The organism is Clostridium sp. ZBS15, assembly GCF_023845705.1.
Classification (GTDB): domain Bacteria; phylum Bacillota; class Clostridia; order Clostridiales; family Clostridiaceae; genus Clostridium; species Clostridium aquiflavi.
The window spans coordinates 1-463 of sequence record NZ_JAMQHY010000160.1 but is presented as its reverse complement, the minus strand read 5'-3'; the positions used below and the strand labels follow the sequence as shown (position 1 = coordinate 463).

Annotated in this window: 1 protein-coding gene; it reads left to right on the top strand. The window is 31.5% G+C overall.

All coding sequences use genetic code 11. The annotated features are described in order from the left end of the window. Positions 1 to 463 (top strand): TIM barrel protein (locus NG904_RS16885; RefSeq protein ID WP_252232884.1); only part of this gene is annotated, 463 nt, incomplete at both ends.

Sequence of the window (463 nt, the reverse complement as noted above, 5' to 3'; positions counted from 1 at the left end):
CAGTGAATTTAGCCTCTGATCTAGGAATAAGAATAATTCAGCTTGCTGGATATGATGTTTATTATGAAGACGGAAATGATGAGACAAGAAAATATTTTGAAGAAAATTTAAAGTTGTCTGTAGACATTGCTTCTAGCAAAGGAATAATACTTGCTTTTGAAACAATGGAGACAGAATTTATGAACACTGTTGAAAAGGCAATGGAATTTGTTGAAATGGTTAATTCACCTTATCTTCAAGTTTATCCTGATTGCGGAAATGTAAAAAATGCTACTTTAAATTATGGAACAACAGTTATAGATGATTTTGAAACTGGAAGAGGTCATATTGCAGCAGTACATTTAAAAGAAACTGTGCCAGGAAAATTTAGAGAGATTACTTTTGGTACAGGGCATGTTAATTTTGAAGAGGTAATAAAGAAATCTTGGGAACTTGGAGTAAGAAAGTGTCCATTTTTTTTTTT